The organism is Tissierella sp. (genome assembly GCF_052089545.1).
Classification (GTDB): domain Bacteria; phylum Bacillota; class Clostridia; order Tissierellales; family Tissierellaceae; genus Tissierella_A.
The window spans coordinates 1-5,730 of the sequence record NZ_JBQDAA010000129.1 but is presented as its reverse complement, the minus strand read 5'-3'; the positions used below and the strand labels follow the sequence as shown (position 1 = coordinate 5,730).

Sequence of the window (5,730 nt, the reverse complement as noted above, 5' to 3'; positions counted from 1 at the left end):
TCTGCAACGAGCTAATAATTAACAAACATAGGAGGTATGTATATATGAAAAAGTTATTAGGAATATTAGGATTAGTTGCTGTGATAGGAATAGGTTCATTTGGATTTTCTTATGCATCTGATGGAATAGTAGAAAACAGAACAAATAAAGGAAACTATGAAGATAGAATGGAAAACAGACACAATTCCATGATGGACTACCACAAAGAAGATGTAGATAAGGCTCTAGAAAATGGAGATATTTCGGAAGAAGAAGCTAAAGAGTGGAATGAACACTATGAGTATATGGATGAATTTCACAATGAAAATGGCTTCCGTGGTTGTCATGGTGAAAGAAGAGGAATGGGTAGAAGACACCATAGATAATAAAACTTAAAATTAAAGTGTAAAGCTTTTCTAAAGAGACTAATTTGAAAAATTAGTCTCTTTTTTTAATCTATAAATTTATATCCTGCGCCATAGACTGTAACTATATATTTAGGAGTTTTAGGATCCTTTTCTATTTTGTAACGGATGTTTTTTATATAAGTATCTATTGTTCTATCAAAACCTTCATATCCAACACCTAAGGCATTTTGGATTAGGTTTTCTCTTGAAAAAACTATTCCAGGATTTCTTGCTAAAACTAGAAGAACTTTAAATTCATTTGTTGTTAAATCTATGGTTTTACCATTTTTTAAGACTAAAAACTTTTCTTTATCAATTTCTAAACCACCATGAAAGACTAATTTTTCTGCTAAAACAGTACTATTTTTATAAGTACGTCTTAAAAGGGCCTTTACTCTACTTACTAGTTCTCTAGGACTAAAGGGTTTAACTATATAGTCATCAGCACCTATATCGAGGCCTTCAATCTTACTATCTTCATCAGATTTAGCTGTAAGCATTATAATAGGTACTTCAGAAATAATTCTAATAGTTGAACAAAGAGTTTCTCCAGATATTTTAGGTATCATAAGATCTAAAAGTATAAGAGATATATCTTCTTTTTTAAAGATTTCTAAAGCTTTTTCTCCGTCATAAGCAAGGAAAGTGTTATAGCCTTCTTTTTCCATATAAGCTTTTATTACGTCGGATATATTTTTTTCATCTTCTACTATTAAAATAGTATGGTTTTCCATAAAAATTTCACCCCTAGTATTAGTATACTAGATAATATCTATAATAAAAATATTTATTTTTTAACTACGACTGGTAAAATCCTAAAAAAAAGGGTATAGTATATATGGATATTAAAGAGAATAATTATGAAAGAAGGGAAAGATTAACTTTATGAATATGGATAATTTAACTATTAATACGCTTAGAATACTATCAGCAGATGCTGTTCAAAAGGCAAACTCAGGACATCCTGGACTACCTTTAGGAGCTGCACCTATGGCTTATACATTATGGGGAAAAGTTATGAATCATGATTCTAATAACCCAAATTGGATAAATAGAGATAGATTTATACTTTCAGCAGGACATGGTTCGGCGCTTCTTTATTCACTGCTTCACGTCTTTGACTATGGTGTGACTATAGAAGATTTAAAGAACTTTAGACAACTTGGAAGCAAAACACCAGGACATCCTGAATATGGACACACTGTAGGGGTAGAGACAACTACTGGTCCTTTAGGACAAGGAATGGCAAATGCAGTAGGTATGGCTATGGCAGAAGCTCACCTAGCAGCAAAATTCAATACTGACAATGAGAAAATCATAGATCACTTCACCTATGTAGTAGCTGGAGATGGAGATATGATGGAAGGCGTAGGATATGAAGCTACTTCACTTGCTGGAACTCTTGGACTTGGAAAGTTAATAGTTCTATATGACTCTAACTCTATAACTATTGAAGGTGGAACGGATCTAGCTTTTAGAGAAAATGTAATAAAAAGATTTGATGCTCAAGGTTGGGAAACTTTTGAAGTTGAAGATGGAAATGATATAGAAAAGATATATGAGATGGTTTCAAAAGCTAAAGAAAACTTAGACAAACCTTCACTTATTAAAATAACTACAGAAATTGGATATGGAAGCCCAAGTAAGCAAGGTAAAAGTGATGCCCATGGAGCACCCTTAGGTCCAGAAGATTTAAAGGGAACTAAAGAATATTTTCATTGGACAGAAGAAGATTTTGTAGTTCCAAAAGATGTAAAGACACATATGGAAAAACTAAGGGATAATGGCAGTAAATCTTTTGAATCTTGGGAAAAACTATACAAAGAATATAGGAAAAACAATCCAGAACTAGCTAAAAAACTTGAAAGTTATTTAGATAGAGAACTTCCAATGGATTATTTAGACTCTGAAGAGTTTTGGAGCTTTGATAAAGATGTATCTACTAGGGAAGCATCTGGTATAGTTATAAATAGACTTTCAGAAAGAGTTCCAAATTTAATTGGAGGTTCTGCTGATTTAGCGCCTTCAAATAAAACTTATATGAAAGATAGAAAAGATTTTTCTAAAGAAAACTATAAAGGAACAAACCTAAGATTTGGAGTTAGGGAACACGCTATGGCAGCTGCTGTAAATGGTCTTTATCTACATGGAGGACTCAGACCATATGGTGGAACTTTCTTTATATTTTCAGACTATATGAAACCTTCTATGAGACTTTCATCTCTTATGGAGCTTCCGGTAACTTATATATTAACTCATGATAGTATAGGTGTAGGAGAAGATGGACCTACTCATCAGCCGATAGAACAAGCGGCTATGTTTAGAGCCCTTCCAAACTTCAACCTATTTAGACCGTGTGATGCTAGGGAAACAGCTGCAGCATGGTATTCGTCTTTATTAAGTGAAAAAACTCCTACAGGCTTGGCGCTTAGTAGACAAGGTTTACCTCTTTTAGAAGGATCAGGAAAAGAGGCACTAAAAGGTGGATATATAATTAAAAAGGAAAAAAGCAAACTACAAATGATACTTTTAGCTTCAGGAAGTGAAGTAAAACTTGTATATGAGGCGGCAGACTTATTAGAGGCAAAAGGTATAGGAACAAGAGTTGTTAGCATGCCTTGCTTTAGATTGTTTGATAAACAGAGTCAAGAATATAAAGAAGAAATACTTCCAAAGTCTATAAGCAAAAGGCTTGCAGTAGAGGCGGGAAGTGAATTAGGTTGGTATAAATATGTAGGACTAGATGGTAAGATAATCTCAATGGAAAGCTTTGGAGCGTCAGGTCCTGGAGCTGAACTATTTGAATACTTTGGATTTACTATAGAAAATGTAGTTGCTAGAGCATTAGAATTATAAATATTAGTTATTATATTGTTAACTAAAGGTAAAAAGAGAATCAGGCTAACTATTTTCAGTTAGCCTGATTCCTTTTTGATAACCAGTTATGGTGGTTTTATAAATTATTCTTTATCTATCATATTCGTCGCATAATTGGCATAGTTCACATGTTGAAATTGCGCCTAGTGTAGCGTTGTTAATAGCTAAAACTCCTGCAGTAACTGCGTTTACAGTTGCAACCACAGTATAGTTACAGCACTCATTAATACAGCCATTACAATCACATATAAAGAATGAGAATGTCTTAGAATCTGTAACTGCCGCTGCGCTTGAATAAGTGAATGAAGGACCTACAGGGACAGGTGCAAATTGATTATTGCATTGCTTAAACACTTGAAAACTAATTGTACCAGTAAATGCAGTAGCGACAATATTACTGGTAAATTCAAATTTAGTGCATGGCTTGCACAAAGCTGAAGTATCTAATGTTAAAGAAGTTGCAGTAAACTCGGTTCCTATTACAGTAGCTTCAGGAATGTTAGATGCACCAGGATTGCCACATTTAATAATAGTTGGGCATTTGGTTTTATTTTCTTTTTCCTTTCCTTTACAAGGGTCACACTTTTTATTAGAATTACAATCATCTTTATAATAATAAGTTCTTGATTTTGAGTTCATATATAAGCCTCCTAAATTTTATTTTTAAATATTATATCAATTTTTTGATATTATTTATTTCTTTACTTTGTCAATATATTTCTTTTTGTTTGTATGACTATAATCATCAGACTCTGGAAACAATGGTTCTAAATCTTGGGCTGGATGGAAATCGGGAACCGGTGAATTATCAAATACTTCACATGGATCTTCTTCTGGTTCTTCTTCAGAAGGTTCTTCTAAATCCGGAATATAATCATAAGCTGGGATAAGGATTTGGACAATTAGTTGACATTTTACAACAAGAAAATAACCTAAAGTTATATCTAGAACATCCTTACCATCACAATCCTCTACTATTTTACCCTCTAAATCATCTGCCACCATTTCAAGCTTTATAATATTTGTGTCTTCATTTTTTGTGTTGTTAATTTCTACTTGATTTCCGGAAATTTGAGATATAGAATCAGGACAGTAGAATTTTCCAATTATATCAGTTCTATTAATCTCATATAATTCTCTTTTATTTACGCCATCACAATCAATATAGTTAGCGCAGAATGTTATTACATAATCAAGTATTATTTTCTTGTGGTCAGGCTTGTCTTTAATAGAGATTTTTTCTAGTGAAAGTAATCTTACTTTAAAGTCTGTTGAGTCAATATATCTTCTTGGACTATCAAGAGGATTACTTCTTAGTTCACAGTCTGTTGTAATTGTGTCAGGACCTTTACCATATACAAGACATCTTTTAATTAAGCACTGATCATAAACTTTTGGAACTTCAATGCAAACTAATTCAGATGGATCTGGTAAACATCCTTGTTTATTTACAAGACCTGGACGTGGTACAAATTTGTTGACGTTAATAGACATATATTCTCCTCCTTATAAGAAATTATAATAATTATAAAGTAAATTAATTACTATAGTACATAGTATGTCCATACGGACAAGTTGTGACAATAAAAATTATAGATAATTATATTTTTATGTAGAACGATAAGCTGCATATTAGAATATAATTATATTAGTAGTATAATTTTACCTATAGCTTACAATTGCAAGATTAAACTATTTTGGGATGTGGTAGGCTATTTTCTAAACAGTGGACAAGTAAAGACTTTCATCGAATTGAGTATAAAACTCATCTAATGAAAGTTTATTATAAAGAGTAAAAATAATTATTTAAAGGAGGAAATAATTGTGGACAATATATATTCCTGGATATATGTAAATAATAAGGATAAGATATGGAAGTTTTCATTAAATGATAATAGAGAATTAGAATACAGTATTATGGATAGTCATGGAAGGTGGACCGAAGTGGCTATCATTAGTAATGATGTAGTTGACTTTACAGTTTATGTTGAAAAAGATAATATTCATATTATATATAGCAATATAAAAAATGAATTAATCTATTGCACCATGGAAAATAATAAATGGGTTGGAAAATTATTAAACAGGAAGGAAGAAAAAAAACTAAAAATTAAAGACTTGAAAATCGAAGTAATTGAAAATAATATGCATATCTTTTATTTGCTTAAAAAGAATGACTATAGTGATCACAGTATATTGATGCATGCTTTATGGGATGGAAATGAAACGAGTTTTACACCAATCCAAGATATTATAACATCAGATTTAAAGGTAGAATATAAAGTGTCAGTTGATAAAAATAACAATATATGTGTAATTTTTGCCACAGATACAGGAAATGAATTTTCTATAGAGTATAGTAGTTTTAACAGTAATAGTTGGACTACAGCAAAAAGACTTTATGGAATAGAGGGAGAAGATATAAATTTAGAAGTGATAAAAAATAAAGGAAATCTTAATATATTAA

7 protein-coding genes are annotated in these 5,730 nt (G+C 31.4%); 4 read left to right on the top strand and 3 right to left on the bottom strand.

Annotated elements, in window-relative coordinates; translation table 11 throughout:
* The first annotated feature begins 44 nt into the window (after window positions 1-44).
* Window positions 45-365, top strand: coding sequence for a hypothetical protein (locus ACTHW2_RS09285; RefSeq protein WP_442263656.1), 321 nt, complete (start codon window positions 45-47; stop codon window positions 363-365).
* A gap of 65 nt (window positions 366-430) precedes the next feature.
* Here ACTHW2_RS09285 and ACTHW2_RS09280 read toward each other — a convergent pair whose 3' ends face one another.
* On the bottom strand, window positions 431-1,120 hold the full coding sequence (locus ACTHW2_RS09280) for a response regulator transcription factor (protein WP_442263655.1): 690 nt from the start codon (window positions 1,118-1,120) through the stop codon (window positions 431-433).
* A gap of 151 nt (window positions 1,121-1,271) precedes the next feature.
* Here ACTHW2_RS09280 and tkt point away from each other — a divergent pair, with 151 nt between their 5' ends.
* On the top strand, window positions 1,272-3,242 hold the full coding sequence (tkt, locus tag ACTHW2_RS09275) for a transketolase (RefSeq protein ID WP_442263654.1): 1,971 nt from the start codon (window positions 1,272-1,274) through the stop codon (window positions 3,240-3,242).
* A 111-nt stretch (window positions 3,243-3,353) separates the two neighbouring features.
* On the opposite strand, the gene ACTHW2_RS09270 is transcribed toward tkt, so the two are convergent.
* Window positions 3,354-3,743 (bottom strand): DUF4489 domain-containing protein, encoded by a 390-nt coding sequence (locus tag ACTHW2_RS09270; protein WP_442263658.1) that lies wholly within the window; start codon window positions 3,741-3,743, stop codon window positions 3,354-3,356.
* Between ACTHW2_RS09270 and ACTHW2_RS09265 the strand changes: the two genes are divergently transcribed.
* Entirely contained in the window at window positions 3,679-3,876 is a 198-nt protein-coding gene (locus tag ACTHW2_RS09265; RefSeq protein WP_442263659.1) for a hypothetical protein, read from the top strand. The genes ACTHW2_RS09270 and ACTHW2_RS09265 overlap by 65 nt on opposite strands.
* Before the next feature lie 80 nt (window positions 3,877-3,956).
* On the opposite strand, the gene ACTHW2_RS09260 is transcribed toward ACTHW2_RS09265, so the two are convergent.
* A complete protein-coding gene (locus tag ACTHW2_RS09260; protein ID WP_442263653.1) occupies window positions 3,957-4,757 on the bottom strand; it encodes a hypothetical protein in 801 nt (266 codons plus the stop codon).
* Between the two features lie 330 nt (window positions 4,758-5,087).
* Here ACTHW2_RS09260 and ACTHW2_RS09255 point away from each other — a divergent pair.
* Window positions 5,088-5,730 (top strand): hypothetical protein (locus tag ACTHW2_RS09255; RefSeq protein ID WP_442263652.1); only part of this gene is annotated, 643 nt, incomplete at its 3' end.

Excerpts from the sequence above, each read along its gene's own strand:
- tkt (WP_442263654.1), top strand. The coding sequence starts at position 1,272 with ATGAATATGGATAATTTAACTATTAATACGCTTAGAATACTATCAGCA.
- ACTHW2_RS09260 (WP_442263653.1), bottom strand. The coding sequence starts at position 4,757 with ATGTCTATTAACGTCAACAAATTTGTACCACGTCCAGGTCTTGTAAAT.
- ACTHW2_RS09280 (WP_442263655.1), bottom strand. The coding sequence starts at position 1,120 with ATGGAAAACCATACTATTTTAATAGTAGAAGATGAAAAAAATATATCC.
- ACTHW2_RS09285 (WP_442263656.1), top strand. The coding sequence starts at position 45 with ATGAAAAAGTTATTAGGAATATTAGGATTAGTTGCTGTGATAGGAATA.